We start from the raw sequence: 26,040 nt of genomic DNA, 5'->3' as shown, positions 1-26,040 counted from the left end.
CGGTCAGGCCTCCGTTCCGGTGCTCTCAGCCGGAGCGGCGGCGGGGGCCTCGGCCTTGGGGGCCTCGGCACCAGCAGCCTGCTGCGGCTTGCGACCGCGCCGCTCGCCACCGCGGCCACCACGGGCCGGGCGGTCGGCGCCACCGCGGGCCGGGCGGTTACCCGCACGGGCGGCAGCGTTCTCGGCGCGGACCTCGGCGATGTTCTTGACGTCGCCCTTGTAGATCCAGACCTTCACACCGATGCGGCCGAAGGTCGTCTTGGCCTCGAAGAAGCCGTAGTCCACGTTCGCGCGGAGCGTGTGCAGGGGCACACGGCCCTCGCGGTAGAACTCCGAGCGGGACATCTCGGCGCCGCCGAGGCGGCCACCGCACTGGATCTTGATGCCCTTGGCGCCGGCCTTCATGGCGGACTGCATGCTCTTGCGCATGGCCCGACGGAAGGAGACGCGGGAGGAGAGCTGCTCGGCGACGGCCTGCGCGACCAGCTGGGCATCGGTCTCGGGGTTCTTGACCTCGAGGATGTTCAGCTGGACCTGCTTGCCCGTGAGCTTCTCGAGGTCGCCGCGGATGCGGTCGGCCTCGGCGCCACGGCGGCCGATGACGATGCCCGGACGAGCGGTGTGGATGTCCACACGCACGCGGTCACGGGTGCGCTCGATCTCGACCTTCGAGATGCCGGCGCGCTCCATGCCGGACGTCATCATCCGGCGGATGGCGACGTCTTCCTTGACGTAGTCCTTGTAGAGCTTGTCGGCGTACCAACGCGACTTGAAGTCGGTCGTGACACCGAGCCGGAACCCGTGCGGGTTTACCTTCTGGCCCATTACCGGGTTCCTTCCTTGCTGCTGACGACCACGGTGATGTGGCTGGTCCGCTTGCGGATCCGGTAGGCGCGGCCCTGGGCACGCGGCCGGAACCGCTTCAGGGTCGGGCCCTCGTCGACGTAGGCCTCGGAAATGAAGAGGCTGTCGGCGTCGGTGTGGTCGTAGTTGTGCGCGGCGTTGGCAATGGCGCTGTCCAGCACCTTGCCCACCGGCACCGAGGCGGCCTGCGGAGCGAATCGCAGGACGGCCTGGGCCTCCGTGGCGTTCATGCCACGGATGAGGTCCACCACGCGGCGGGCCTTCATGGGCGTGACGCGGATGTACCGCGCCTGGGCCCTGGCTTCCATGGTTGTCCCTTCAGTTACTTACGTGTCTGAATGCGATCCGCTACTAGCGGCGCTTCGACTTCCGGTCTTCCTTGACGTGACCCCGGAAGGTGCGCGTCGGCGAGAACTCGCCGAGCTTGTGGCCGACCATCGACTCGGTGACGAACACCGGGATGTGGGTCTTGCCGTTGTGCACCGCGATCGTGTGACCGAGCATGGCCGGGACGATCATCGAGCGACGGGACCAGGTCTTGATGACGTTCTTGGTACCGGCTTCGTTCTGGACATCCACCTTCTTGATCAGGTGGTCGTCGACGAAGGGTCCCTTCTTCAAGCTACGAGGCATCTCAACCCGTCCTTAGCGCTTCTTGTTCGTCTTGCGGCGGCGGACGATGTACTTGTTCGACGCCTTCTTGGGCGAACGAGTACGGCCTTCCTTCTTGCCCCACGGGGACACAGGGTGGCGACCACCGGAGGTCCGGCCCTCACCACCACCGTGCGGGTGGTCAACCGGGTTCATGACCACACCACGGACGGTCGGGCGAACGCCCAGCCACCGCTTGCGGCCCGCCTTGCCCCAGTTGATGTTGCTCTGCTCGGCGTTGCCGACCTCGCCGACGGTGGCGCGGCAGCGCACGTCGACCAGGCGGATCTCACCGGAGGGCATGCGCAGGTGGGCGTAGGCGCCCTCCTTCGCGAGCAGCTGCACGGAGGCACCGGCGGAACGGGCGAACTTGGCACCGCCACCGGGACGGAGCTCGATCGCGTGGATCGTGGTACCGACCGGGATGTTGCGGAGGGCCAGGTTGTTGCCCGGCTTGATGTCGGCCCCGGGACCGTTCTCCACGGTGTCGCCCTGCTGCAGGTTGCGCGGGGCGAGGATGTAGCGCTTCTCGCCGTCGGCGTAGTGCAGCAGCGCGATGCGCGCGGTGCGGTTGGGGTCGTACTCGATGTGCGCGACCTTCGCCGGCACGCCGTCCTTGTCGTGACGACGGAAGTCGATCACTCGGTAGGCGCGCTTGTGTCCGCCACCCTGGTGGCGAACGGTCACACGACCGGCGTTGTTACGGCCGCCCTTGCTGTGCAGCGGGCGGACCAGCGACTTCTCCGGCGTGGACCGCGTGACCTCGACGAAGTCGGCGACGCTGGACCCACGACGGCCCGGCGTAGTCGGCTTGTACTTGCGGATTCCCATTTCTCAGTCCTCGTCCGATATCGGACGATCCGACCCGCTTAAGCGGTCGGACCGCCGAAGATGTCGATACGGTCGCCCTCGGCGAGGGTCACGATCGCGCGCTTGGTCGCGGCGCGCTGGCCGAAACCGGTGCGGGTGCGCTTGCGCTTGCCCTGGCGGTTGATCGTGTTGACCCCGGTGACCTTGACGTCGAAGACCGCCTGGACGGCCTGCTTGATCTGGGTCTTGTTGGCGTTCGGGTCGACGATGAACGTGTACTTGTTCTCGTCGAGGAGCGCGTAGCTCTTCTCGGAGACGACCGGCTTCAGCAGGACGTCACGGGGGTCCGTGTACGACTTGCTGAGCGGGGTCTCGACGGTGTTCTTGCCCTCGGTGGCGTGGCGACGCGCCTTGGCGACGCGCGCGGCCTTGGCGGCCTTGGCGGCCTTCGAGGCGATAGCGGGGTGACGGATGGCCATCAGACCTCGCTCCCTTCGGTGTCGTTGGCCTTCGGGCCGGCGACGAAGGACTCGAAAGCGGCCTGGGTGAAGACCACGTCGTCCGAGACGAGAACGTCGTACGTGTTCAGCTGGCCCGGCTCCAGGATGTGGACCTGGGGCAGGTTACGGGCGGACAGCCACGCGGCCTCGTCGGAGCGCTCGACGACCAGGAGCAGGTTCTTGCGCTCCGAGATCTTGCCGAACAGGCTCTTGGCGGCCTTCGTGGAGACGTCGCCCTCGACCACGCCGGAGACGACGTGGATGCGGTTGTGACGCGCCCGGTCGGTGAGGGCACCGCGCAGGGCGGCGGCCTTCATCTTCTTCGGGGTCCGCTGCGAGTAGTCACGCGGCACGGGACCGTGCACGACGCCACCACCGGCGAACTGCGGCGCGCGGGTCGAACCCTGGCGGGCGCGACCGGTGCCCTTCTGGCGGTACGGCTTCTTGCCACCACCACGGACTTCACCGCGGGTCTTGGTCTTGTGCGTGCCCTGGCGGGCAGCGGCCAGCTGCGCGACGACGACCTGGTGGATCAGCGGGACGCTGACCTTGGCGTCGAAGATCTCCGCGGGGAGCTCGACGGAACCGGCCTTCTCGCCAGCCGGCGAAAGGATGTCAACAGTGCTCATCGGTTACCTCAGGCCCCCTTGGCCGCGGTGCGGACCAGGACGAGGCCGCCGTTCGGACCGGGAACCGCGCCCTTGATGAGCAGCAGACCCTTCTCCGCGTCAACGGCGTGGACGGTCAGGTTCTGGGTGGTGACCCGCTCGTTGCCCATGCGACCCGCCATGCGGAGGCCCTTGAACACGCGGCCCGGGGTGGCGCAGCCACCGATGGAACCGGGCGAGCGGTGCTTGCGCTGGGTGCCGTGTCCGGCGCCGAGGCCCTTGAAGTTGTGACGCTTCATGACACCGGCGAAGCCCTTGCCCTTGCTCTTGCCGGTCACGTCGACCTTGATGCCGGCCTCGAACACCTCGGCGGTGATCTCCTGGCCGAGGGTGTACTCGCTGGCGTCAGCGGTACGGATCTCGACGAGGTGGCGGCGGGGAGTGACGTCGGCCTTGGCGAAGTGGCCCTTGAGGGGCTTGTTCACCTTGCGCGGGTCGATCTCGCCGAACGCGATCTGGACGGACTCGTAGCCGTCGACATCGTTCGTGCGGACCTGGGTGACGACGTTGGGGCCGGCCTTGACGACGGTGACCGGAACAACACGGTTGTTCTCGTCCCACACCTGCGTCATGCCGAGCTTCTCGCCCAGGATGCCCTTGATCTGCTTAGCCATCGTTCAGATCACCGGCCTCAGAGCTTGATCTCGATGTCGACACCGGCCGGGAGGTCGAGTCGCATCAGAGAGTCAACGGTCTTGGGGGTCGGGTCGAGGATGTCGATCAGGCGCTTGTGCGTGCGCATCTCGAAGTGCTCGCGCGAGTCCTTGTACTTGTGCGGCGACTTGATGACGCAGTACACGTTCTTCTCAGTGGGCAGCGGCACCGGGCCCGCGACCGACGCACCAGTGCGGGTCACCGTCTCGACGATCTTCTTCGCCGAGGAGTCGATGACCTCGTGGTCGTAGGCCTTGAGCCGGATGCGGATCTTCTGTCCCGCCATGGCTACTCAGTAGTCCTGTCTCTTCTTACGCTCTGGAACCCGGCGGATTCCGTCTGCTGCCTTCGTTCGTCCGACCCACGCGGTCGGGCGTGTCGCGCTCCCGCTGACACAGATGTCCCTTGTTCGAACATCCCTGCGGGAATGCACACGGCCCTTCCGGAACCGCAGGCCGGGGGCGGAAGGCCCACCGGGTGCCTGGCCGGTGCCGCGCCCACACTTCCCGGAAGATTCCCGTACGTCCGCCCCAGCGCTGCCTTACGGCAGTTAGGGCGACGAGTACTGTGGGACTCGCTTCCGGTCCTCCCGGCGGGAGGCGCGCAGCATCAACACTCGACCGAGCAACTCCGACAGTCTGCCATATGGGGCAGCCACTCCGCCAATCGAGCCGAAGAGATTACCCCGAAGGTGACGTAGGTCAAACCGGTGACGCGGTCACGGCCGGTCCATGATCCGCACCTTGCCGCAGCCGCGCCGCTCCGCCTCGTGCCCGGCGAAGGCCTTCAGCGCGGACCGGGCGAACGAGGCGGACCAGTGCGGGACCGGGTAGCTGTCGGTGTCCCGGTCGTAGAGGTGGTAGACCGCGAAGACCGCTTCGTGGCCGGCCCCGGGGCAGGCCGCGGTCGCCAGGACGGAATCGTGGTCCGGGCCGCCGTACCCGGCCGACTCGTAGTCCTTGGCGGCGGCGCCGTAGTACGCGTACAGCCCGTAGCCGGGCTTCTTCGCGGCGGTCACCAGGTAGCAGTTGGTCTGCGGGGCGTCCGGGTCCGCCGGGTACTCCATGATCCCGGGTGTGCCGCCGGCCGCCGCCGGTGTGTCCCGCAGCGCGGCGCAGGAGCCCTGTGCCCGCGCGAGCGGCTTCACCGTGCCGGGCTCCCCGAGGCGGGCCGTGGACACCCGGGTGAGCGGCTTGCCGGCCCTCACCCGGCAGCCGTACTTCCCGGCCGCCTTCCGGGCGGTTTCGGTGGTCACCCGGCCCAGCCCGGTGAGCGCGGTCCCGTCGGAGGCGCCGTAGAGGTCGCCGTACGCGACCAGCGCCTTGCCCTGCTGCCGGGCGCAGTCCAGCGCGACCATGATCTGCCAGGTGCCGTCGTAGCGGACGACGCCGGGCCAGCCGTCGCCGAGCGGTGCCGCCTGCGCCCGCACCCCGTTGTAGTCCGACTCGTACCAGACCGCGCTGCCCGAGGGCGCCCCCGCGGTGCTCCAGCGCAGGGTGATCCGCACGGCGCGGCCGGTCCCGGCGGACGCCTTGACGAAGCACCCGGCCAGGGTACCGCCGTCGTCCTGCTCGGCCCTCAGGTCGGAGGAGCCCAGCGCCGCGGTCAGTCCGTCCCGCGCCAGCGTGCCGTCGCAGGCCTGGTCCAGCGAGCGGCCGTCCCGCCAGGAGTCGTACGCCCCGGAGCCGTACAGGACGGCCGCCACGAGCCCCAGGACCAGCACGGCCACCCCCGCGTACCAGCCCGCGTGGACACCTCGGAGACCGGACTTCTTCTGCATCGCGCTCATTTTCGTCGGGTGACCGTTCCGTACCGGGTCAGCGGTCCGCGCGCAGCGTGCTCAGCGTGCGGTCCCGGCCGTGCTCGTAGTCGTTCTGGCCCGCGTGGACGTAGTACTTCGTCCAGTCGCTGTCGATGGCGTGGCCGCGGCTGTCCGCCCAGGACCGCACCAGCTTCTCGACGTCGTGCTGTCCGGCGTCGTAGGTCTTGGCGTTCTGCTCGGTGGCGGCGAGGTTCGCCTCCGCCGTGTGCTCCTTGTTCGACTCGTACGTCCACACGTCGAGGGTCTTGGAGGTGAGGTCCCCGACGGGGCTGAGGTCCTTCACGGGGTTGAACATCAGCGCCGTGCCGAGGGACGTGCCGAGGCCGTGGTTGAAGTCGGCGGCCCACTGCGTCTTCTTGAACCGCTCGTCGTAGATGATGTCCGACCGGATGCCGTCGTAGGCGCCCATGGCCCGGGAGGACTCCACGATCCGGTCGCGGATCGTCTTGTCGCCGGCGTCGGCGGGGATCGACTCCAGGACGTGGTGCGCGTACCCCTGCTCGGCCCCGTAGACGTGCCCGAACGCCTCGGGGTCGTTGGCGATGCCCCGCATGACGGCGGCCAGACGCTGGTGGCCCACGGCCATGTGGGCCCCGTCCTTGTCGCTCCAGACGGATCCCTCGCTGTCCCAGTCGACGGCGTACTGCGAGGACGACTCCGCGTAGGTCTCGTGCGTGTCGGGGGTGTACGCCGTCAGGATGTGGGCCAGCGGCGTGACCAGGCCCTTCGGGAGGTCCTGGGCGTGCTTGTCGGTGTACAGCGTGTTGATCGTGTGCTGCAGGATGCGGGCCTGCGGCTCGCTGTGCGGGGCCACGCCGTGGTAGCCGCCCGGTGCCTCCCCGGTGGTGGCGGCCTCCAGGGCAGCGCCGAAGCCCGTGCGGGCGTCGCCGTCCTCCGCGAGGACCGGTATGCCGACGGTGGTGCCGCCGGGCGGCGTCGCGTAGTGGTCGACGACGGTGTCCCAGTTCCGCCCGTGGAGCAGGTACCGGAGGTTGTCGTTGTGGGCCGGGTCCAGGTACTCGGTGCTGGTCTTCGGGTCGTGGGACATGATGCCGAGGACGCCGTCGAGCGGGTCGTTGGCGAACCAGCCCCGGTCCGCGCCGCTGAACTCGTCGCGCAGGCCCCAGATCGACTCGGCCGGGTTGCCGTCCTTCGGGGTGTACGACTCCTCGGCGTGCCGGATGTCGTCCGCGGTGTCCTTCAGGAACTGTCCGTCGTAGCCGTGGCCCTGCTGCATCAGGGTGACGAGGCTCTGGTAGCCGCGGACCTTCTCGTCGGGGATCGGGCTGAGGCCGTCCACCTTGAACTGCTCGGTGCCGGCCTTGCGCAGGTCCGCGCGGAAGCTCTGGTAGAAGTCCGAGTGCGGGTCCTTCGTGGCCGTCGCCAGCGTGGTGGCGAGGCCCTTCTGGATGTCCAGGTACTGGCCGCCGTGCCGGGTGTCGTCGTCGTGGGCGAGGCTGTCGAGGCTGTTGGACAGCTGGAGCGTGCCCTTCGCGCCCAGCTCGTCCAGCAGGGTCCGGCTGAAGGCCGTGTCACCGGAGTTGTCGTGGAAGAGCCGTTGCAGCTCCTGGTAGTCGCCCGCGCCGGCCTTGCCCGCGTTGACGCGCCCCGCGATGTCCTTGGCCTCGTCCGCCTCGTACTTCTCGATGTCGCCCTGTGCCTTGCCGTTGAAGCCGGGGACGGTGCCGCCGCCCGTGCGGGGGCCCTTCACGACGGCGGCGAAGGCGACCTCGACGCCCTTGTCGGCGTCGTCCACGTCCTGCACGCACTGGTCGATACGGGCCTGCCAGGACCCGACGGCCTTGCGCACGCTCTCCTGGTAGTCGGGGTCGTGGGCGAGTGCCTGGCGGTCCCCCTGGGTGAGCTTCCCGGTGTCGTACGAGACCACGCCCTGGTCCGACACCTTCATGCCCGCGGCGACCGCGTCGTCCCGGGCCGCCTCCAGCTTCTTGCGCAGGTCGGTGAACTGGGCGTGCGCGTCACGCAGGAGCGAGGCGATCGCCTTGGCCTCGGTCCGGGCGCTCTGGTACTCCGTGAGCCTGATCCCGAAGCGCGCGTTGGCGGCCTGCTGGCTCTCCCCCGCCCACGTCGGGCGCAGGGTGATGCCGTGCACGTCCCGCCGGTAGGCCGTCTCCTGCTTGTCCAGCTCCGTCGCCATGCCGTCCCAGCGGTCGGCGGCCGTGGTGAGCGTGGACAGTTCGGTCGTCAGGATCTCGTGGTACGTCGGCATGGGTCCCCGTCGGATGCGGTGGCGTACGAGTGGGTTCGGCAGGCGCTCAGTGCGCCGGCGGCGAGTACGTGTCGAGCACCGACACCTTGCGCGCGGTACCGCCCACCCCGATGTCCGTGCCGGCCAGCAGCGTGGAGTCGCTCCGCAGGGCCGACTCGTCACCCGCCAGCCGGTTCACGAAGTCCTGGACCTGTTCGCCCCAGGTCTTGTGCGCCTTGCTCACGGCGCCGGAGAGGAGCCAGCCGTGCCCGTCCTTCGCGCCGAACGCCTTCACCACGGCACTCGTCTCGTCGTCCGCCCACTGACCCGCCGCCTTGGTGTCCGGCTGGATGTCGTTGTGGAGCGTGTTCGCCGCGGCCGTCTTCTCCGCGGACGACGACGCGAGGTCCGGCCGGCCCCCGCCGGCCGTCTTGTCACTGCCTGCCACGATGCCAACCCCCGTCTGCAACTCTGGCGTGCTCTTGTCACGCTAACCAACGGGGGCCCCGCAGAGGCGAGTTGATCCACAACTTTGGCCTGACCTTTACGGGGTGGTCACCGCGCCCCGGAGCGTGCCGCCGGCCGAGGAGGCCGGCCGGCCCGGTCCCCGGCGTCAGCCCGTCCCGGTCGTGCCGCCGGCCCCGCTGCGGAAGCACTCGGACACCACCGTGGCCTCGATCATGGACGAGCGCTCGCTGCCCGCGGGCTCCCGCCACAGGCGCAGGTCGGCGGAGAGACGGCCGTCGGACGAGTTGGCCACGATCTGCGGGAGCTTCGCCCGGCTCTTGTCGGGACCGTCCTTGACGATCTTCCAGCCCTTGGCCGGCAACTGCGTGCGCAGGCGGTCCATGGCCTGTTCGAGATCGTCGCCCGGCACGCCGTAGACGCTCCACGGATGCCGCATGCGGTGCACCCCGCTGCCCTCCGGGTACGACGAGCACGGGGTGGCCACGGCGCCCGACCGGGTCACCTTGCCCTTCACCGCCAGGATGTCGAGGATCTCGCTGGACGCCCGCTCGACGCTCTGCTTGACGGCTCGCTCGTCGCGGACGGCGGCCTTCTTCTCGTCCTTCTCTCCGCTCACCTGAGAGCAGCCTCCCAAGAGGATGGCGGTCAGAGCCGCGCTGACAACGGTCGCGTATGTCTTATTCAAGGGTCACCTTGTCGTACTGGCCTGCCATCACGAGGGCCTGGTTGCGCAGGCTCGTCGAGCCCTCGTCCCAGAAGGCGCCGTGGTCCCCGGCGTCCGACTCCATGATGTTGGCACCGAACTCCGGGTCGGTCGGGATCGTCCAGTCGTCGCCGAGACCGGCCAGGTACTTCCCGCCGATGCGCACCGCAGCGTCGTTGCCACCGCCCTGCTCCGCCCACATGTGCCCCTGGGGGATGCCCAGGTCCGCGGCCCGCTTGGCCTGCATGCCGGGGCTGCCCACGGCGATGACGTCGTCCACCGGCAGCGCGCCCTCGGGCCACACCCGCGACTTCGCCGCGTCGCCGATGAGCGTGGTGCCGTAGCTGTGGCCCATCAGGGTGGTGTGGCCCAGGTGGGTGTTGCCGGACGCCATGCGGTGCGCTTCGAGGTTGCCGTCGAGGAAGTGCGACAGCCCCGGGCCGCCCTTGGCCGCCCACTCGTCCGACATCGCCTCCGGGAACAGGCCGCCGCCCTTCTCGAACGGCTTCGCCTGCAGGGGCGCGTCGTAGTCGAACCAGGTGATGGTGGAGACCTTCTGCCCCTGTGCGTACCGGTTGGTCTCGTGCCACAGGATCTCACCGCGGCCCATGTCCTTCTGGATGTCCGGCAGGAGGGTGCCCGTGCCGGGGACGTAGATGCCGGTGTGGTCGGCGGTGTCCGGGTTCCCGTTGGCGATGACGACCTTGCCGTCGTGGCCCTTGCCCTCGGGGTCGAAGCCGAGCAGGTAGGCCTCGGGCAGGCCGTCGGTCCCGGTTCTGTCGAAGCGCGACTGGATGGCGTCCATGCCCCGGATACGGCCCTCCAGGGCCTCCTTCTTCCTGTTCCACTCCTTCCACTCCTCGGTCTCGATCCGGGCGCCCTTCACCTCACGGCCGGTGACCGGGCTGATGTAGGGGGCGTAGCGGTCGGGTTCCTTCCCCATCCAGGCGTCCAGCTTGTCCTGGTAGCCGGCCCGGCTCTCGGCCAGCACGACGCGGTTGGCCTCGTCCCGCACGGTGGCGGGGAGGCCGTCCATGGCGCCGATGGAGTCGGGGTGCATGGAGACGTAGGCCGCCTTCTGCTCGTCGGTCAGGTCGGCCCACCAGTGGGCGACCAGCTCCGGATCACCGTCCTTGGGCGGCTTCGGAAGGGAGCGGGCGTAGGCGTCGGCACCCTTCACGACACCGTCGGTGTCGCTCTTGACGTCGGTCCAGTCCCGGCCGGACACCACCAGGTCGTCGTCGGCCTTCAGCGCGCGCAGCTTCGGCGCCCACTTGGCGTCAGCGTCCGCGGCCTCCTTCAGCGCGTCCCCGATACGGTTCGCGAAGCCGATGGCCTTGCCGAAGTTCGGGTTCGGGTGCTGGTGGATGGCCTGCTGCTCGATCGCGTTGGCCGTCGCGTCCGTCGAACTGGCCGAGGCGGACACGGTGCCGCCCTCGGGCACCTTGCCGTCGACCTCCTCGCCACCGGCCGGGAAGGTGACCGAACCGTCCGCGCCGACCGTGCACCCGGCCGCCCTGGCGTCCTCAAGGGCCGCCTCCAGCTTCCGCTTCGCGGCGGCCATGTCGTACGCGAACCCGTTCAGCGCGGTACCGGCCAGCGCGCACTCGGTCTGGGCGTAGTGGAAGTCCTTGCCCAGCTCCTTCAGCTCCCGCAGGGCCGCGCCGGCCGCCTCGCCCTTCAGCTGGTTGCGGATACCGGCGGAGATCTGGTTCTCCACCGTGTCCTTGGCCGCGCTCGCCATGTCGCTCGCGGCCCGGTAGCCGTCGGCCGCCTCCTGGAACTCCGAGGGCTTCAGCGCTTGCAGCGTCGCGATGTCCACGGCCGCGGTCACCGGCCCTTCGCCTGGCCGCCGACGGCCTCGGTGTCCTGGTACTTGTTCTTGATCCTGTCCAGCTCCGCCTTCACCCCGGCGTCGGTCATCGACAGGTCGCGCCCGGACTTCTCCATGAGCCCGCCCAGCTCACCGCAGCGGGCCTTGACGTCCCCGACGTACTTCTTCCAGGACTCGTACAGCTCCCGCTGCGCCGCCGCGGACTGCACGCCGGACAGCTCGCCGAGTCCGCTCTGCCCGTCGTCCAGCTTGCCGAGGGCCTTGGAGATGCCGTCCTGCAGCCCCTTGGTGTCCTCGCCGGCCTTCGTCCAGGCCTTCTTGTCCGACTTCAGGTCACCGGCGCCACCGCCGCCCGGCTCCGACGGAACGTGGTTCAACTGCATCCCCGTGGACCCACGCGCCGCGGCGTCCGCCTTCAGTCGCTCCCACTCGTCCCACGCCATCAGCGCGTACTCCCCCCTGTCATGACGGCGGTGCGGTCCAGCCGTAATGATCTTGTGCCACGGTGCGGAGCTTAAGCCCGCGGCATCGGGGGGCGCCTGAGTACGTGTACTCAGCTGTCGCCTGGAACCGCCGGGCCAGTCCGACGAACGCCGCCCAGGGTCTCTTCTGCAGCGCGCTCCTTTTCCTCGGGGCGTCCAAGGTCGTCCGACGCAGCTAGCGCAGCCGCCTCGTGCAGCAGGCTTCAGGCGGACACGGATCAGTACTCCGTGTTCAGGTCCGTACCCTTGGGCGCTCGCCAGCAGCCGGATACGACGTTGACGAGGATCTTGGGTTCCGGCTCGCGGCCGGCCGTCGGGCTGGACACCCAGAGTTCCACGTTCACCGAGAAGGGCTCGGTCCGGGAGTCCGCTGTCAGCTCCAGCGTCCGGTCCTTGCTCTTGTTCGGTCCATACTGAACGATCTTCCAGCCCTTCTCTGGGAGACCTTCCTTGAGGCGCCGGAAACCGGCCTTCAGCTCGTCCTCCGAGACGCCGTAGACGGACCAGGCGTGAACGGTCTGGTACAGATGATCAGGGTCTTGGTCGCAGGTGGCGATACTGGGGCCCGGCTGGGTCACCTTCCCGGTCCGAATGTCGATCAGCTCATAGATCTGGCTGGACACCGCTTTCGCTTTGCCCTTGGCTTTGCCGACATCCAGGGTGACCGCCTTCGATCCGCCGGTCTCGTGCCCCGGGACGGAGGCTTCATCGTGGTCCATCGTGCTTGAACACCCCGTTCCGGTGAGGAAGATGAGGCCACAGGCGACGGCGACGCCCAGCCGGTGAAGCCCCGGACGGTCACTGAGGCGGCGGGTCAATTGTCCTCCTGGACCTTGTCGTAGCGGCCGACGACCACCGCCGCCTGGTTCTTTATGCTCGTTGATCTCTCTGTCCAGTACCCGCTGTGACCACTGGTGTCCACGTCCATCCTGTGGGCACCGAATGACTCGTCGGACGGGATGGTCTGGATGTATCCCGCGTTGTAGGGCACACCGTGGTAGGTGTCCACCCCCCACTTCCAGCCCCCGAGGAAATCCCTGCCGATGTACGGCACCGGGTCGGAGCCGGCAGCTTCGGACCAGACATGGTCCTTGCCCACGCCCAGGTCACCCGCGTCGCCGACAAGCATGCCGGGGCTGCCGGCGACGACTATGTCATCGGCCGCAATGTGGTGCTCTTTGGCGGCCGCACCGATCACAGTCGTCCCATAGCTATGGCCGATGAGCGTGGTGTGGCTTGCGTTCGGACCACCCTGGGCTGTCTGCAGTCCGTCCATGAAGGTATTGAGGGTGGGCGCCGAGTGATAGGCATAGCTGGACCGCGGGGAGTCGGTAAGGATGTTCTGCGGAGCGTCGTATCCGATCCAGGTGATGGTGGAGGTCGACTGGCCGGAAGACATGGCATTGGCTTGTTGCCACACTCTTGTCATGCGGGTGATGTCGCCATGGGCCCCCTCCAGCTTCGACGTCGTACCCGGCACGTACACCGCCGTGTTGTCGGCCGTGTCCGGGTTGCCGTTGGCCAGGATGACGTGACCGTTGCCCTTGAGGTCGAAGCCGAGCAGATAAGCCGGGGGCAGGTCGTCGACGCCGGTCTGGTCGAAGCGGGCCTCGATGGCCTGGATGCCCGTGAGCTGGCCTTTGAGTCGACTGCCTCCCAGGGCGTCCCAGGCGGTCCACTCCGGATTGCGGACGACCCCGGCCGCCGTGACGATCGTCTTGGGCGGCTCCGGACCCAACTGGTGCAGGTCGTGCCGGACCTGAGCATGGACCTCGTCCAACACCGTGCGGTTCGCCGAGTCGCGCACCGCGCTCGGTATGCCGTCGAGCGCGCCGATCTCCGCGGGAAACAGCGTCTGGTACTCCTCACGCTGTTCCTGCGTGAGCCCGTCCCACCACTTCCGGTTCTCGGCCGGTGACTTGGCGTGCGGGATGTGATCCTTGCCGAGGTACTTGCCTGCCGCCTTCTGGACCTCGCCCATGTCACGGGCCTGGTCCATGATCATGTCGTCGGTGACTTCCAGACCGTCCGGCGCCTTCAGCCGGCGCAGGATCCCGGCGTACCGGTTGTCGATCTCGACGGCGCTGGTCACCGCCTGCCGGATGCGTTCGGCGATGTCCTCGGCCTTGCCCTTGTTGGGGTCGCCCTGCGCCTCCCCGGCGCCGGGCAGGAAGGGCACCGGGGCACCCGGCTTGGCAACACCCTTGCCGGCCGCCGCACCGGCGGCGAGCGGAGGCTGCGTGCTGTGCGGATACTCGACCGAGCCGTCCTCGTTGACCGTGAAGCCTAAATCCGCCGCGTCATCGAGGGCCTGCTGTAACTTCTTCTGAACGTCGACCAGTTCCGAGGCGAGGCCGTTCAGAGCCGTGCGGACGAGACCGCATTCACCATGCAGGTACTGGTAATTGCGGCTGAGCCGCGTCAGTTCGCGCTGGGCGGCGTTCTGGGCCTCGCCCTTCTGCGTGGTGTGGATCGGGGCCGCCATGTCCTGGTCGACCCGAATGCGCGCGGCATCGGCCCGGTTGCTGACCTTGCCCCAGCCGTCTGCGGCGTCCTCGTACTGGGTCAACTTCGCGTCACGTAACTGCTGCCAGGTGGGCATCGTTCACCTCACCGGGCCCAGTCGGGCTTGTCGGGAACGCGCACGCCGTCGACCTTGCCCGCGACAGCCGGATCGATCTCGCCGAAGTCGCGTCCGCTCCTGGCCAACGCGCCGTGCAGCCGACCGCACTCGTCGCGCACCGAAGTCAGCCGCTTCTCCCAGGTGGGCAGGATCTCGTGCAATGCATCGGTACTGGTGAAGCCTTCGGTTCCGGCCTTGGCGCCCTCATGGGCAGTCTTCAGGTCGGTGAGCGCCGAGCCGGTGGCGCTTCGCAGGTCCTCCGCCACTCCGGACGCCTTCGTCCACGGACCCTTCGACGCCTTCAGGTCCGGACCCGCCCCGCCGCCCCCGCCGGGGTCGGCGGGCACATGGTCGATCTGCATTCGCTGGGCCGCGCTGGACTTGAGCTGCTCCCACTCGTCCCACGCCATGAGCGCGTACTCCCCCTTTTCATGACGGCGGTGCGGTCATGCCGTGATGACCGCGTGTCACGGGGTGGAGCTTAGGGGCGTGACGTCGGGGGCGCCTGAGTACGTGTACTCAGCTGTCGCTCAAGACCGCCGGGCCAGGTCCACGAACGCCGCCCAGGCGGCCGGGGTGGCGGTGAGACGGGGGCCTTCGGGGCGCTTGGAGTCGCGGATGTGGATGGTGGTGGGGGTGGGGGCGACTTCGAGGCAGTCGTTGCCGTTACTGCTATCGCTGTAGCTGCTCTTGAACCAGTGGAGCGCGACTTCGACGCAGTCGCCAGGTTCACTGCTGCTGCTGTAGCTGCTCTTGAACCAGTGCAGGTCCGCGATGCTCATAGTCTCCCCAGCGCTGTCTCGATGAAGGCCTGTGACTCCCTCGGGGTGAGAGCCTGCGCCCGGATCATGCCATAGCGCAATTCGAGGATCCGGAGCTCTTTTGGACTGGAGACCGGGCGGCCGTTGAAGGCGCCGTCGGAACGTCCGATCGCCGTGCCGTCGGTGAACTTCAGCACCTCGATCAGGCCCTGCGTTCCGGCGTGCTCCTCCCGGTCCGTCGGCATGACCTGGAGCGTGACGTTCCTCAACCGCGCCACCTCCAGGAGGTGTTCGAGTTGTCGGCGCAGCACCATCTTCCCACCGTAGGGGCGCTCAAGCGTCACCTGTTCCTGGACGAAACTGACGGTAGGAGCGGGCTGCCGCTCCAGGACGGCCTGTCGAGCCACACGCGCAGCGGCTTCTCGCTCCACCACGTCTTCGGCGAGTGCGGGTTGCCTCATCTCAAACATCGTTCGTACGTACTCCGGCGTCTGCAACAGGCCATGAATGTTGTGGTTGCTGTACAGCAACATCTCCACCGCCCGCCCCTCCATCTCCGCCAGCTCCCGCACCTTCTTCGGATAGCGGGCCTTCTTCATGTCCTCCGTGAAGGCCCTCAGATGGCCCTGCGCCTTAAGGAACGTGTCCGCCCTGTCCAGCAGCTCCGGCCGGGGGATCCGCGCCCCGCGTTCGATCTTGCGGATCATGTCCTCGCCGTAGCCCATGGCCTCGGCCAGCTCCGGCACCGGGATACCGGCCGCCTCCCGGCAGACCTTGAGCAGGCGACCCACCGCCTGCACCACCGGCTCGATCTCGTCGCCGGGCTCGACGTCCCAGCCGGCCTCGTCCACTCCCTCACCCATCGCTCCTCCTCCGGCGCGCACTCGTACCCGTACAACGCCCGAGACAGGTGGGACAGCCGAGACAAAGCCGGGACAGTCGCCGTACGTACAGGCGTAGTCACTCCCACCACGGAAGCAGACTCCGCCACGCTCAGTGACGTGAATCAAGAAACGGCTGCCCCTGAAAACCAACACGACGGGCACATCCCGCACTTCAGCGTCCGCCTGTCCCCCACGCCACGCGGGGCCCGCCTCGCCCGGCTGCTCACCGAGCAGCAACTGCGCACGTGGGGGTTGCCGTTGGAGGCACCGACGCAGATCGTGGCCGAACTCGCCGCCAACGCCGCGACCCATGGCCGGGTCCCCGGCCGTGACTTCCAGCTGCTGCTCTACGTCGCCGGCGGCACGCTCCGCATCGAGGTCACCGACACGCGCGGTGACCGGCTGCCCCGGCTCACCACTCCGGCCGAGGACGGCGAATCAGGCCGCGGCCTGCTGCTCGTGGCGGCCCTCGCCGACCGCTGGGGCGTCACCGAGGGGCGGCACCCGCGCAAGACCGTCTGGGCGGAGGTCGCTCTCCCGGCACCGGAACCCGACGTCCCCCGCTCCGGTGCCACGGGCGGCTTCTTCCCAAGGAACCACGAGGTGAAAGAACCCCGCCAAGCCCCACCCCTCCCGCCCGCGGCGTCGACTCACCCCGGAGGGTGAACATCGCGAACTCGGCTGGATTTGGGACGGGTTGTCTGCCCTACGCTCGGCGCAACACCACCGCAGACATGCGACGGCCCTCGCCGGGAGTAGCGATCCCGTGCGAGGGCCTGACCACCGAGGAAGGCTCCAACTTCCTGATGGACGTTGAAAACCCTAGCGCGCCCCCGTGCCCCCAGTCCCGCGTTACCGCCGACAACCACCCGAACCGGGCCCGTCACAGCGGCGGGCTCATCCACGACCACACCCGCCACACCACCCGGTTCACGGTGATCGGCAACCACCTCGCCCAGCACCCCGACCTCTCGCTCCTCGCGATCGGCCTGGCCTGCCACATCCAGTCGCTGCCGCCCGGCGCCCGCGTCGACATCAAGACCCTCGCCGCCCGCTTCCCCGAGGGCGCGACCCGTATCGCCGCCGCCCTGCGCGAGCTGGAGGCCCACGGCTACCTGCGCCGCGAGCGTGCCCGGGTCCCCGGCGGCCGCATCGTCACCCGCACCATCTCCTGCAACCAGCCCGGCGGGCGGCGTGAGGCGTCCGAGGCCCCGCGAAGCCGCCGCGCGGCCACCACGGCGCAGCAGAAGCCCGCCCGCCGCGCGGCCCTCCCCGCCGTGCCGCAACCGGCGTACTCCTCCCCCGCCCTGCTGCACACGGCCACCGACGTCCTGGCCGGCCTGCGCCGCACGGACCCCCGCCTGCTCCTGTCCGCCGCCGACGCCGAGCACCTCGCCCCCGGTGTGGCGGCCTGGCTGGAGCGGGACCTCACCCCCACTGCCGTACGCCACGCCCTGACCACGGGCCTGCCGGCGGAACCCCTGACCCGCCCGGCCGCCCTCCTGGCCCACCGCCTGACGGCCGGGCTCCCGCCCCTGCCGCCGTACCGCGCACCCGAACCACCCCCGGCCGCCCGGCACCCCCTCCAGACCTGCGACGGCTGCGAGCGTGCTTTCCGGGCGCCGGCCCCGGTCACTGCCGCGACTGCCGAGCCGATCGATCTCCTGGAGGAGGCCTAGCATGAAGGCGACGATCCTTGCCCCTGGGCACAGACGACGAGGAGCGAGCGCCATGACCATCGCCCCGGACAACGCGCGGCAGGGCACCTCTCACCTGTACCGGGCCATGCGCGATTTCGTGGAGTCCACGGACGGCACCCTCCCCGGCAAGTTCGAGATCACCAAAGAAGGAATCGTCCTCGACATGATGTCGCCTGTGCGGCCGCACGAGCTCACCGCGCTCCGTCTCCGGAAACGACTGGAGAAGGTCATGCCCGAGGAGATCGTGGCCCACACGGGCGAGCCCGACGTCGAGATGGAGCCGGAAGGCATCATGCGCCGCCCCGACATCATGGTGATCGCCGAGGCGGACATGGAAGGAGAGGGGGCTTTCGACCCGCGTACGCTGATCGCCGCCGTGGAGATCGTCTCCCGCTCCAACCCGGACAACGACTGGGTCACCAAGTTGCGCGACTACCCCCTGATCGGCATCCCGGTCTACGCGGTCTTCGACCCCCGCACCGGCACCGGCGCCGTCCTCACCGACATCCACCCCACCCCCGACGGCCCCCGCTACGCCACCCGTAAGGACTTCGTCTACGGGGAGGACGTGACGATCGCCGACTGGACGATCGCGACGGACGGTCTGCCGCTCTACGAGTGACCCTCCCCCACCCGCAGGCTCTCCAGCGGCCCCAGGTACAGCTGCGGCAGGCCGCCCGTGTCGATCAGCAGGCGTTGCAGGACCACCGTCGGGTCCACCATCCAGAACTTCAGCCGGTGCGGGCCCCGCCGCGTCACCGTGTGCGTGGTCGCCGTCGCGTTGATGTTGTCCGAGGTGTGGCGGGCCCAGACCGTGTTCAGCGCGCCGTCGTCCGCGCCCGCGGTGATGTCCACCGTGCGGATCGGGCCGTCGTCCAGCGAGATGCCGTAGCGCAGGCCCGGGACGCCGGGGACGGCCGGGTTGCGGGGGGACAGGTGGGCCCACACGGTCACCTCGGTGGCGGCGGACAGCAGCGTCACCTCGTACTCCAGGCGGGGTGAGCCGCCGCCCGGGGTCCGGTTCGGGGACGTCACCGGCCAGGGAGTCATGCCCGCGCCCGTCCGTCCGATGCCGTCGATGCGACGCCAGTGGCCCACGGCGCGCTCGTAGTGCCCGGCGTCGATCGCCACGTAGCCGCCGGCCTCGACGAAGCCCGGCAGCGGCCCGCCCACGGGGCGTTCCGCCACGCAGCGGACCGGGACCGACACGCCCGCGCCGTGCACCGTCAGGGTCGCCTCCGCGCGCCCGGCCGGTGCCCGGGACCAGTCCACCTCCACCTCCAGGCGGACCTGCTGCTCCACCCGGCCCCGGGGGCGGTCCACCCGCAGCCACGGCGCCGAGACCGAGACCTCGTAGGGGAAGGGCGTACGGCCCCGGTTGAAGATCTCCACGTACTGCCGGGGGCGGGTCTGGTACGGGCTGAACGGCGGCAGCGACGCGGCCGAGGAGGAGCCTCCGGGCCACCACTCCCCCGTGTCCTCGGCCCCGTCCACGGACACCCCCGGCTCCGCACCCGCGGGCACCTCGATGCGCCGCACCGCGGGGAACAGCACGTCCGGCAGCGCCACGTCGTCCTTCTCCGGCTGCTGCCACGGCGCGTTCGGGCCGTAGCGGTCCACGTCGCCGTAGTCGATGTGCGGCTGGGTCTGGAAGCCCCGCCACTTACCGTCCGCCACGCGGGAGTCGAAGCGGTCGGCCAGGGCCAGGTCCCGGTCGAGGGCCGCTTCCGTCCGGGCCGCGAGGTCGTTCGTCGCGGCCCGGCCCTGCGCCGCGTACAGCAGGTTCGTGAACTCCGCCGCCCGCAGCGCGTACAGGTTCGCGGTCGCCGTGACCGCGTAGCCGGCCAGTTCGAACCACGCGTCCCGCAACCGCTCCGGCAGTCTGCGCTCGACGCGTTCCGCGCGGCGGCCCAGTTCGCGCCACTCCTCGGTGACGCGTTCCAGTTCCCGGTGCGCGAAGTAGAACGGCGTCTGCCGGTCGTCGTAGACCACGCGGTCGCCGGAGAGGGTGATCCGGCGGTTGAGCAGCTCCGGTTTGCGGCGGGCCTGGAGCCGGCCGTAGGCCGCCAGCAGCGCGGCGATCTCCTCGGCCTGCGCGGCGCCGAAGTTCTGGCGGGCGTAGCGTTCCTCCCAGGCGCCGAGGCGTTCCAGGGGCCAGGCGTCGGGGTTCCAGGCGTAGCCGAGGAAGAACTCGGTGGGCAGTTCGTTGCCCTTCAGGTCGCCGACGTTGGCCACCCACAGGCCGTGGTTGCCGTGGGCGTGCGCCTGGTGGAGCTGGTCCCAGACGTTCCTGAGGTTGGCGGTGTCCACCCACTTGTAGTTGCGGCCGGCGCCGACGTAGTCGAAGTGGTAGTAGAGGCCGTGACCGCCGGGGCGCGGGCCGTCCGGGTGCCTGCGGATGTTGCCCCAGTTGTCGTCCGTGAACACCACGGTGACGTCGTCCGGCGCGCGCAGCCCGCGGTCCCAGTAGCGCTGGACCTCCTTGTAGAGCGTCCAGACCTGAGGGGTCTCGGCCGCCGGCCTGCCGGTGACCTCCTCGATGATGCGACGCTGGTCGGCGATGATCTGCTGCATCAGCTCGATGCCGTCGCCGTCGGGCAGGCCGGTGTCGCCGTTGCCGCGCATGCCGAGCGTCACCACGCCCTCGAAGCCCTGGTCGGCCATGCGCTGGATGCCGGCGCGCCAGTACGCGCGGATCGCCTCCGCGTTGCGGCGGTACGACCATTCGCCCGTCCCCCCGTAGGGGTCGGTCCCGGAGCCGGCGTGCCGGTTCCACTCCTCGATGCCCCGCATCATCGGCGCCTCGTGAGATGTGCCCATGACAACGCCGTACTCGGCGGCACGCCGGTGGTTGTCCGGGTCGTCCTCCGCGAAGGCCCGGCCCCACACCGCCGGCCAGAGGTAGTTCCCCTTCAGGCGCAGCAGCACCTCGAAGACCTTGGCGTAGAAGTCCGCGGTGAAGCCGCCGGGGTGACCCGGTGCCTTGCCGGGGCCGAAGTAGGCCGGCGCCCAGGTGCCGAGCGCGGGATTCTCGTCGTTCACGAAGATGCCCCGGTACTTCACCGCCGGGGTCCCCTGGGTGAAGCGGCCGGGCTTCACCCATACGTGGTCGCGCCGCGCCGGGGGCACGTCGTCCCACCAGTGCCAGGGCGAGACACCGATGCCGTACGAGACGTCGTACGCCCCGAAGACCGTGCCCCGCGGATCGCTGCCGGCGATGACGAACGCCCGCTCCACACCGGGCATCGGCCGGTCCACGACCGTCTGCAGCGAGGTCTCCCACCTGCCCCGCACGCCCGTCACGTCGAGCTTTCCGGACCGGATCAGCCCGTCGAGCAGCGGGCTGCGCCCGATCGTGCCGAGCAACACCGGGAAGCGGCCGAGCGTGCCGCCCGGGCGGACCCCCGTCACCCGTTCGAGGTCGTCCCGGAGATCCCCCGCGACCCGTACGACTCCGGGATGATCCTCCGGGCTCACCACCACCGGCGCGCCCACGAGGGAGAACGCCCCGTCCGAGAAGGAGACGTACGCCCCCGGGTCCGTCAGCACCGGGGCGCCGGCCGCCTCACCGGCCCCCGCCGTCCTGGGGCCGCCCGCCGCCCCGCCGGTCCACGCCCTCCCCGAGGCCGGCACGGACACGGCCCCGAGCCCCGCCCCCAGCACCGTCCTGCGCGCCACAGACATACGTCCCCTCCCCCACCCTGGGCCGCTTCCGCCTGGCCCGGACCCGATTTGCTCAGCGGCATGACAAATAGTGGAGGGAGCCGGCGGCGGGGGGAACGGGTCGGAGACGCCGAATAGTTTCGAAGGACGCGCGGGCTCAGCGGCCGTCCGAGATCAGGGGGCGTCCGGCACCAGGTTGTTCGCGCTCAGGACGTCGCCGCCCGGCGGGAGGCCCAGTGACCTGCGCAGGACACCGACGCCCGGGTCACGTACGGACACGGTCAGGGTGTAGGCCGGCTGACCGGTGATCGTGTTCGAGGAGTCGGTCGGCGGCGGGAGGTGCTCGGCCACGGCCGCCGCGCCGTATCCGGGACAGAGGGCCTCCGGCGGCAGGGACAGCTCGGCACCGCCGCCCTCGGCGAGGCCGATACGTACCGTGCCGGCGTCACCGGGCCGCGCGGGAGCGTCCCAGGTGACGGGCACGCCGTGGGCGCCGCCCACCAGCCCGTCCGGGCCCTCGATCTCGACCGCCACACCCTCGCCGCCCAGGGTCCGCGACAGCTCCAGCGCGCCCTTCGGGCCCGGCGCGAACAGCAGGCCGACGGTGAGGCGCCCGGGAACGCGACGGGACGGTTTCACGTACCCGTAGGAGCCGAGGACGAGCTGCGGGCCGGGCGACGGATCCGCGGAGCCGGGGGCCGGTGCGGAGGCGGCCGCCGGCAGCGGGAAGCGGTGGTAGCCCCTCGCTCCGCAGTGGTCGCCGTCGGAGACCCCGCCGCCCGGCAGCGCCACGGCCCGGGCCGGACCCGACGCGTCCGCGCGGGCCCAGGAGAGCAGGCCCTGCTCCCAGGCGCCGTAGACCACCACGGCCGCCGCGGCCAGCCAGGGCACGACCGCTTGGACGCCGGCGCGCACCGAGAAGCGGGCGGGACGCCGGAGCCCGCGGCGCACTCCGGCCCGGAGCCGGCCCAGCCGCGTCCTGGCGCGCGCGGACGGCTCCCTGGGAGCACCGGCACCGCCGCCCTCGGCGGCGTCGCGCAGGAACGCCGCCCACTGCTCGTCGGACAGGGGAGGCTGGTCGGACCCGTCGGCGGGCGGCACGGTACTCACGCGGAGAACCGTATGCGCTCCCCCGGAACGACAGGGAGCCGGGAATGCGGAAGAGGCCCGTACGACCGGAGTCGTACGGGCCTCCCCTCAGGTCAGGCAGTGACCTTCAAGCAAGCGGAACTTACTTGTTGATCTTGGTGACCTGGCCGGCGCCCACGGTGCGGCCACCCTCACGGATGGCGAACTTCAGGCCCTCTTCCATGGCGACGGGCTGGATGAGCTCCACCGTCATCTCGGTGTTGTCACCCGGCATGACCATCTCGGTGCCCTCGGGGAGGGTCACCACGCCGGTCACGTCCGTCGTACGGAAGTAGAACTGCGGGCGGTAGTTGTTGAAGAACGGCGTGTGACGGCCGCCCTCGTCCTTGGACAGGATGTAGGCCTGCGCCTCGAACGAGGTGTGCGGGGTGACCGAGCCCGGCTTGATGATGACCTGGCCGCGCTCGACGTCCTCGCGCTTGATGCCACGGAGGAGCAGACCGACGTTCTCACCGGCCTGGCCCTCGTCGAGCAGCTTGCGGAACATCTCGATGCCGGTGACCGTGGTGGTGGTCTTCTCGGTCTTGATGCCGATGATGTCGACGGTCTCGTTGACCTTCAGGACACCACGCTCGATACGGCCGGTGACGACCGTACCGCGACCGGTGATCGTGAAGACGTCCTCGATCGGCATGAGGAACGGCTTGTCGACGTCACGCTCGGGCTGCGGGATCGACTCGTCGACAGCCTTCATCAGGTTGAGGACGGAGTCGACCCACTCCTGCTCGCCCTCGAGGGCCTTGAGCGCGGAGACCTTGACGACCGGAACGTCGTCGCCCGGGAACTCGTACTCGGAGAGGAGCTCACGGACCTCGAGCTCGACGAGCTCCAGGATCTCCTCGTCGTCCACCATGTCGGCCTTGTTCAGGGCGACGACGATGTACGGAACGCCGACCTGGCGGGCCAGGAGCACGTGCTCCTTGGTCTGCGGCATCGGGCCGTCGGTGGCGGCGACCACCAGGATCGCGCCGTCCATCTGCGCGGCACCGGTGATCATGTTCTTGATGTAGTCCGCGTGACCAGGGCAGTCGACGTGGGCGTAGTGACGCGCCTCGGTCTGGTACTCGACGTGCGCGATCGAGATGGTGATACCGCGCTGACGCTCCTCAGGAGCCTTGTCGATGTTGTCGAACGGGGTGGCCTCGTTCAGGTCCGGGTACGCGTCGTGCAGCACCTTGGTAATGGCGGCCGTGAGGGTCGTCTTACCGTGGTCGATGTGACCGATGGTGCCGATGTTGACGTGCGGCTTAGTCCGCTCGAACTTCGCCTTCGCCACTGGGGTCCTCCTGTGGAGTGGTTCTGTACGCCTTACTTCATCGGCGCCAGGTGATCTTTGCTGTAAAGGCCCGGAACCCGGGGCAAACGCTCGCGATTGCGGACGTTTGCCCCTGGAGGCTCCGGAGTCAAGCCTACGGCGTGTGAACGCGGTGCGTTACTCGCCCTTGGCCTTCGCGATGATCTCCTCGGCGACGTTCCGCGGAACCTCGGCGTAGGAGTCGAACTGCATCGAGTAGCTTGCGCGACCCGACGTCTTGCTGCGGAGGTCTCCGACGTAGCCGAACATCTCCGACAGGGGCACGAGGCCCTTCACGACGCGGGCACCAGCCCGCTCCTCCATGGCCTGGATCTGGCCACGGCGGGAGTTGATGTCGCCGATGACTTCACCCATGTAGTCCTCGGGCGTGGTGACCTCGACGGCCATCATCGGCTCAAGCAGCACGGGGCTGGCCTTGCGCGCGGCCTCCTTGAAGGCCTGCGAACCGGCGATCTTGAAGGCGAGCTCGGAGGAGTCGACCTCGTGGTAGGCGCCGTCGTGGAGGATGACACGGACACCGGTCATCTCGTAGCCGGCGAGGATGCCGAACTGCATGGCCTCCTGCGCACCGGCGTCCACCGAAGGAATGTACTCCTTCGGGATACGGCCACCGGTCACCTTGTTCACGAACTCGTACGAGACGTCGCCACCCTCAAGGGGCTCGATGCCGATCTGCACCTTCGCGAACTGACCGGTACCACCGGTCTGCTTCTTGTGGGTGTAGTCGACGCGCTCGACGGCCTTGCGGATCGTCTCGCGGTAGGCCACCTGCGGCTTGCCGACGTTGGCCTCGACCTTGAACTCGCGCTTCATGCGGTCGACGAGGACCTCAAGGTGAAGCTCGCCCATACCGCCGATGACGGTCTGGCCGGTCTCCTCGTTGGTGTGCACCTGGAAGGAGGGGTCCTCCTCCGCGAGACGCTGGATGGCGACACCCAGCTTCTCCTGGTCACCCTTGGACTTGGGCTCGATCGCGACCTCGATGACCGGCGCCGGGAAGTCCATGGACTCCAGGATCACCGGGTTCTTCTCGTCGCAGAGCGTCTCACCGGTGGTGGTCTGCTTCAGGCCCATGACGGCGACGATGTCGCCGGCGCCCACCGAGTCGATCTCCTCACGCTTGTTGGCGTGCATGCGGTAGATCTTGCCGATGCGCTCCTTCTTGCCCTTGACGGAGTTCAGCACCGAGGTGCCGGACTCCAGGCGGCCCGAGTAGACCCGGACGAAGGTGAGCTTGCCCAGGTGCGGGTCGCTCATGATCTTGAACGCCAGCGCCGACAGCGGCTCTTCCTCGGACGGCTTGCGCTTGATGACCGTCTCGGGGTCCTTGACGTCGTGGCCCTCGATGGCCTCGATGTCGACCGGGGACGGCAGGTAGCGCACGACCGCGTCGAGCAGGGGCTGGACGCCCTTGTTCTTGAACGCGGTACCGCAGAACACCGGGGTCACCGTGGTGCCGGTGCCCTTGCCGGACGCGATGGTGATACGACGGATCGCGGCGTACAGCTGCTCCTCGGAAGGCTCCTCGCCCTCCAGGTACAGCTCCATGATCTCTTCGTCGTTCTCGGCCACGGCCTCGATCAGCTTGCCGCGGTACTCCTCGGCAGCCTCGGTGTGCGTGGCCGGGATGTCGACGACGTCGTACATCTCGCCCTTGGTGGCCTCGGCGGACCAGACGAGCGCCTTCATGCGGACCAGGTCCACGACGCCCTGGAAGTCGGCCTCGGCACCGATCGGGAGCTGCATGACGATCGGCTGCGCGCCCAGGCGGTCCGAGATCATGTCCACGCAACGGTGGAACTCGGCGCCCGTGCGGTCGAGCTTGTTGACGAAGCAGATACGCGGCACGCCGTAGCGGTCCGCCTGACGCCACACCGTCTCGGACTGCGGCTCGACACCGGCGACGCCGTCGAACACCGTCACGGCACCGTCGAGCACGCGCAGCGAGCGCTCCACCTCGACGGTGAAGTCGACGTGACCCGGGGTGTCGATGATGTTGATCGTGTGGTCGACGTCTTCCAGCGACCAGTGACAGGTGGTGGCAGCAGAGGTGATCGTGATGCCACGCTCCTGCTCCTGCTCCATCCAGTCCATGGTGGCAGCGCCGTCGTGGACCTCACCGATCTTGTAAGACACACCGGTGTAGAACAGGATCCGCTCGGTGGTGGTCGTCTTGCCCGCGTCGATGTGGGCCATGATGCCGATGTTGCGCACCTTGGCCAGGTCAAGTGAAGTGGTAGCCATAAGGCTTCAGTCTTCTCTCGGTCTCGATGTGGGTAG

The 26,040-nt window shown here is 69.3% G+C and carries 25 protein-coding genes and 1 pseudogene; 3 read left to right on the top strand and 23 right to left on the bottom strand.

Going from position 1 to position 26,040, the window contains the following annotated elements; translation table 11 throughout:
* Window positions 1–3: 3 nt before the first annotated feature.
* From rpsC to IG05_RS0123150, 19 genes are all read right to left on the bottom strand, one after another.
* Window positions 4–825, bottom strand: a complete 822-nt coding sequence (rpsC, locus tag IG05_RS0123240; protein ID WP_014674374.1) for a 30S ribosomal protein S3 — start codon at window positions 823–825, stop codon at window positions 4–6.
* Window positions 825–1,172, bottom strand: coding sequence for a 50S ribosomal protein L22 (gene rplV, locus IG05_RS0123235; protein WP_030345431.1), 348 nt, complete (start codon window positions 1,170–1,172; stop codon window positions 825–827). Before rplV ends, rpsC begins: the two co-directional genes overlap by 1 nt.
* A gap of 43 nt (window positions 1,173–1,215) precedes the next feature.
* Window positions 1,216–1,497 carry a 30S ribosomal protein S19 gene (gene rpsS, locus IG05_RS0123230; protein ID WP_009190133.1) on the bottom strand — a complete coding sequence of 94 codons (282 nt, stop codon included), beginning with the start codon at window positions 1,495–1,497 and terminating at the stop codon, window positions 1,216–1,218.
* A 12-nt stretch (window positions 1,498–1,509) separates the two neighbouring features.
* A complete protein-coding gene (rplB, locus tag IG05_RS0123225) occupies window positions 1,510–2,346 on the bottom strand; it encodes a 50S ribosomal protein L2 (RefSeq protein ID WP_030345428.1) in 837 nt (278 codons plus the stop codon).
* A 38-nt stretch (window positions 2,347–2,384) separates the two neighbouring features.
* Window positions 2,385–2,804, bottom strand: a complete 420-nt coding sequence (rplW, locus tag IG05_RS0123220) for a 50S ribosomal protein L23 (RefSeq protein WP_030345427.1) — start codon at window positions 2,802–2,804, stop codon at window positions 2,385–2,387.
* Complete coding sequence (gene rplD, locus IG05_RS0123215; RefSeq protein ID WP_030345426.1) at window positions 2,804–3,454, bottom strand: 50S ribosomal protein L4; 651 nt, start codon at window positions 3,452–3,454, stop codon at window positions 2,804–2,806. Before rplD ends, rplW begins: the two co-directional genes overlap by 1 nt.
* Window positions 3,455–3,462: 8 nt before the next feature.
* On the bottom strand, window positions 3,463–4,107 hold the full coding sequence (gene rplC / locus IG05_RS0123210; protein WP_020135811.1) for a 50S ribosomal protein L3: 645 nt from the start codon (window positions 4,105–4,107) through the stop codon (window positions 3,463–3,465).
* A gap of 17 nt (window positions 4,108–4,124) precedes the next feature.
* A complete protein-coding gene (rpsJ, locus tag IG05_RS0123205; protein WP_003948644.1) occupies window positions 4,125–4,433 on the bottom strand; it encodes a 30S ribosomal protein S10 in 309 nt (102 codons plus the stop codon).
* A 432-nt stretch (window positions 4,434–4,865) separates the two neighbouring features.
* Window positions 4,866–5,936, bottom strand: coding sequence for a hypothetical protein (locus tag IG05_RS0123200; protein WP_158838998.1), 1,071 nt, complete (start codon window positions 5,934–5,936; stop codon window positions 4,866–4,868).
* A 28-nt stretch (window positions 5,937–5,964) separates the two neighbouring features.
* Window positions 5,965–8,199: a hypothetical protein gene (locus IG05_RS0123195; protein WP_030345422.1), complete on the bottom strand. Its 2,235-nt coding sequence runs from the start codon at window positions 8,197–8,199 to the stop codon at window positions 5,965–5,967.
* A gap of 46 nt (window positions 8,200–8,245) precedes the next feature.
* Window positions 8,246–8,626, bottom strand: coding sequence for a hypothetical protein (locus IG05_RS0123190; protein WP_030345421.1), 381 nt, complete (start codon window positions 8,624–8,626; stop codon window positions 8,246–8,248).
* Window positions 8,627–8,791: 165 nt separating this feature from the next.
* The gene (locus IG05_RS0123185; RefSeq protein ID WP_030345419.1) at window positions 8,792–9,262 is read right to left on the bottom strand and encodes a hypothetical protein; all 471 of its coding nucleotides are present in this window, start codon (window positions 9,260–9,262) and stop codon (window positions 8,792–8,794) included.
* Between the two features lie 61 nt (window positions 9,263–9,323).
* Window positions 9,324–11,183, bottom strand: a complete 1,860-nt coding sequence (locus tag IG05_RS0123180) for an alpha/beta hydrolase (RefSeq protein WP_234335976.1) — start codon at window positions 11,181–11,183, stop codon at window positions 9,324–9,326.
* Window positions 11,180–11,626 carry a hypothetical protein gene (locus IG05_RS0123175; RefSeq protein WP_030345415.1) on the bottom strand — a complete coding sequence of 149 codons (447 nt, stop codon included), beginning with the start codon at window positions 11,624–11,626 and terminating at the stop codon, window positions 11,180–11,182. The genes IG05_RS0123180 and IG05_RS0123175 overlap by 4 nt, the downstream gene beginning before the upstream one ends.
* Window positions 11,627–11,883: 257 nt before the next feature.
* A complete protein-coding gene (locus tag IG05_RS0123170; protein ID WP_158838996.1) occupies window positions 11,884–12,483 on the bottom strand; it encodes a hypothetical protein in 600 nt (199 codons plus the stop codon).
* Complete coding sequence (locus IG05_RS0123165; RefSeq protein WP_030345412.1) at window positions 12,480–14,267, bottom strand: alpha/beta hydrolase; 1,788 nt, start codon at window positions 14,265–14,267, stop codon at window positions 12,480–12,482. Before IG05_RS0123165 ends, IG05_RS0123170 begins: the two co-directional genes overlap by 4 nt.
* An 8-nt stretch (window positions 14,268–14,275) precedes the next feature.
* Window positions 14,276–14,698, bottom strand: coding sequence for a hypothetical protein (locus tag IG05_RS0123160; protein ID WP_030345411.1), 423 nt, complete (start codon window positions 14,696–14,698; stop codon window positions 14,276–14,278).
* Between the two features lie 120 nt (window positions 14,699–14,818).
* Window positions 14,819–15,070, bottom strand: coding sequence for a DUF397 domain-containing protein (locus tag IG05_RS0123155; RefSeq protein WP_030345409.1), 252 nt, complete (start codon window positions 15,068–15,070; stop codon window positions 14,819–14,821).
* On the bottom strand, window positions 15,067–15,912 hold the full coding sequence (locus IG05_RS0123150) for a helix-turn-helix domain-containing protein (protein ID WP_030345408.1): 846 nt from the start codon (window positions 15,910–15,912) through the stop codon (window positions 15,067–15,069). The genes IG05_RS0123155 and IG05_RS0123150 overlap by 4 nt, the downstream gene beginning before the upstream one ends.
* 138 nt (window positions 15,913–16,050) lie before the next feature.
* Here IG05_RS0123150 and IG05_RS0123145 point away from each other — a divergent pair, with 138 nt between their 5' ends.
* From IG05_RS0123145 to IG05_RS0123135, 3 genes and pseudogenes are all read left to right on the top strand, one after another.
* Window positions 16,051–16,599, top strand: a complete 549-nt coding sequence (locus tag IG05_RS0123145; RefSeq protein ID WP_030345406.1) for an ATP-binding protein — start codon at window positions 16,051–16,053, stop codon at window positions 16,597–16,599.
* Window positions 16,600–16,739: 140 nt separating this feature from the next.
* Window positions 16,740–17,617 (top strand): annotated as a pseudogene (locus tag IG05_RS42480) (helix-turn-helix domain-containing protein).
* 47 nt (window positions 17,618–17,664) lie between these two features.
* On the top strand, window positions 17,665–18,255 hold the full coding sequence (locus IG05_RS0123135; protein WP_030345404.1) for a Uma2 family endonuclease: 591 nt from the start codon (window positions 17,665–17,667) through the stop codon (window positions 18,253–18,255).
* Here IG05_RS0123135 and IG05_RS0123130 read toward each other — a convergent pair.
* From IG05_RS0123130 to fusA, 4 genes are all read right to left on the bottom strand, one after another.
* On the bottom strand, window positions 18,246–21,317 hold the full coding sequence (locus tag IG05_RS0123130) for a glycosyl hydrolase 115 family protein (RefSeq protein ID WP_030345403.1): 3,072 nt from the start codon (window positions 21,315–21,317) through the stop codon (window positions 18,246–18,248). The genes IG05_RS0123135 and IG05_RS0123130 overlap by 10 nt on opposite strands.
* A 153-nt stretch (window positions 21,318–21,470) precedes the next feature.
* A complete protein-coding gene (locus IG05_RS0123125) occupies window positions 21,471–22,406 on the bottom strand; it encodes a hypothetical protein (RefSeq protein ID WP_234335972.1) in 936 nt (311 codons plus the stop codon).
* Between the two features lie 121 nt (window positions 22,407–22,527).
* Window positions 22,528–23,721: an elongation factor Tu gene (gene tuf, locus IG05_RS0123120; protein WP_030345400.1), complete on the bottom strand. Its 1,194-nt coding sequence runs from the start codon at window positions 23,719–23,721 to the stop codon at window positions 22,528–22,530.
* Between the two features lie 156 nt (window positions 23,722–23,877).
* Window positions 23,878–26,004: an elongation factor G gene (fusA, locus tag IG05_RS0123115; RefSeq protein ID WP_030345398.1), complete on the bottom strand. Its 2,127-nt coding sequence runs from the start codon at window positions 26,002–26,004 to the stop codon at window positions 23,878–23,880.
* Window positions 26,005–26,040 lie beyond the last annotated feature (36 nt).

The sequence above is a fragment of the Streptomyces sp. NRRL S-1022 genome (assembly GCF_000720135.1).
Classification (GTDB): Bacteria; Actinomycetota; Actinomycetes; order Streptomycetales; family Streptomycetaceae; genus Streptomyces.
This window is presented reverse-complemented; position numbering and strand designations above follow the sequence as displayed.

Coding starts and splice junctions, on each gene's coding strand:
- rplB (WP_030345428.1), bottom strand. CDS start 2,346: ATGGGAATCCGCAAGTACAAGCCGACTACGCCGGGCCGTCGTGGGTCC.
- rpsJ (WP_003948644.1), bottom strand. CDS start 4,433: ATGGCGGGACAGAAGATCCGCATCCGGCTCAAGGCCTACGACCACGAG.
- IG05_RS0123175 (WP_030345415.1), bottom strand. CDS start 11,626: ATGGCGTGGGACGAGTGGGAGCGACTGAAGGCGGACGCCGCGGCGCGT.
- fusA (WP_030345398.1), bottom strand. CDS start 26,004: ATGGCTACCACTTCACTTGACCTGGCCAAGGTGCGCAACATCGGCATC.
- IG05_RS0123165 (WP_030345412.1), bottom strand. CDS start 14,267: ATGCCCACCTGGCAGCAGTTACGTGACGCGAAGTTGACCCAGTACGAG.
- IG05_RS0123130 (WP_030345403.1), bottom strand. CDS start 21,317: ATGTCTGTGGCGCGCAGGACGGTGCTGGGGGCGGGGCTCGGGGCCGTG.
- IG05_RS0123200 (WP_158838998.1), bottom strand. CDS start 5,936: ATGAGCGCGATGCAGAAGAAGTCCGGTCTCCGAGGTGTCCACGCGGGC.
- rplC (WP_020135811.1), bottom strand. CDS start 4,107: ATGGCTAAGCAGATCAAGGGCATCCTGGGCGAGAAGCTCGGCATGACG.
- IG05_RS0123195 (WP_030345422.1), bottom strand. CDS start 8,199: ATGCCGACGTACCACGAGATCCTGACGACCGAACTGTCCACGCTCACC.
- rplV (WP_030345431.1), bottom strand. CDS start 1,172: ATGGAAGCCAGGGCCCAGGCGCGGTACATCCGCGTCACGCCCATGAAG.
- rplD (WP_030345426.1), bottom strand. CDS start 3,454: ATGAGCACTGTTGACATCCTTTCGCCGGCTGGCGAGAAGGCCGGTTCC.
- rpsS (WP_009190133.1), bottom strand. CDS start 1,497: ATGCCTCGTAGCTTGAAGAAGGGACCCTTCGTCGACGACCACCTGATC.
- rplW (WP_030345427.1), bottom strand. CDS start 2,804: ATGGCCATCCGTCACCCCGCTATCGCCTCGAAGGCCGCCAAGGCCGCC.
- IG05_RS0123160 (WP_030345411.1), bottom strand. CDS start 14,698: ATGGCGTGGGACGAGTGGGAGCAGCTCAAGTCCAGCGCGGCCCAGCGA.
- IG05_RS0123150 (WP_030345408.1), bottom strand. CDS start 15,912: ATGGGTGAGGGAGTGGACGAGGCCGGCTGGGACGTCGAGCCCGGCGAC.
- IG05_RS0123135 (WP_030345404.1), top strand. CDS start 17,665: ATGACCATCGCCCCGGACAACGCGCGGCAGGGCACCTCTCACCTGTAC.
- rpsC (WP_014674374.1), bottom strand. CDS start 825: ATGGGCCAGAAGGTAAACCCGCACGGGTTCCGGCTCGGTGTCACGACC.
- IG05_RS0123155 (WP_030345409.1), bottom strand. CDS start 15,070: ATGAGCATCGCGGACCTGCACTGGTTCAAGAGCAGCTACAGCAGCAGC.